The organism is Mesorhizobium sp. M7A.F.Ca.US.014.04.1.1, from assembly GCF_003998745.1.
Lineage (GTDB): Bacteria > Pseudomonadota > Alphaproteobacteria > Rhizobiales > Rhizobiaceae > Mesorhizobium > Mesorhizobium ciceri.
Genome location: NZ_RZRW01001252.1, coordinates 1 through 747, shown reverse-complemented (window position 1 = coordinate 747; position 747 = coordinate 1). Strand labels below are relative to the sequence as shown.

The 747-nt window shown below is 59.0% G+C and carries 1 protein-coding gene and 1 pseudogene; both read left to right on the top strand.

Features of this window, described 5'->3' with window-relative positions; translation table 11 throughout:
- The coding region (locus EOA22_RS35900) for a DUF2169 domain-containing protein (protein WP_127390725.1) at positions 1-369 on the top strand (369 nt) is incomplete at its 5' end.
- A 115-nt stretch (positions 370-484) separates the two neighbouring features.
- Positions 485-747 (top strand): annotated as a pseudogene (locus tag EOA22_RS35895) (beta-ketoacyl synthase); the annotation flags it as partial.

The window sequence follows — 747 nt, the reverse complement described above, 5'->3', positions numbered from 1 at the left end:
TTCAGCCGACCATACTACCAGTGCGCGCCGGAAGATCAGCAAACCAGGACGCCACTTGTCGGCTATGAAACCGTGCGGCTGGGCAATTTCACTGGCGACGGGTTTTTCCAGTTCGTACTGCCTCGTATCGGCTTCGACATACATACGGAGTTCAACAACCGACCCTCCCGGCAGCATGAGGAGCCGACGATCCATACGCTACGGATCAAACCAGACAAGCGTCAGTTCTCCATTACATGGATGACCACGCTGTATGTTCCTTATGACGAGGAGCGGCTGAAGAGCACCACCATAAGCCTACGTCGTCAGACTGTTTCGGCGGCCGCCACGCGCATGGGTATCTGGACGGAGGAATTCGTCGATGGCTAGAGACGACGCCATCGTCATCGTCGGCATCGGCGCGCGAACGCCGTTGGGATTCGACGCTGCTTCCAGTGCGGCCGCGGTTCGCGCTGGCATTTCCGCAATCCAACAACATCCCACGATGGTCGACCGCTTCGGCGAGCAAATGAAGGTCACCCGCGACATGGGTATTGACCTTCATATGCGGGGTCCCGATCGCGCTGTCGCAATCGCTTTCGATCCGGCCGTGCAGGCATTGCGGCCGATGCTTGGCGCCCTCGGAAACGCACCGGTGTCGTTAATCGTGGCGACAGGCGAACCCAGGCCTGGCCAGGATGGCGAATTCGCAGTCCAAGTGCATGCTCAACTTCGCAGTGGTCTGTCACAATACGCCGTGTTCCAGGG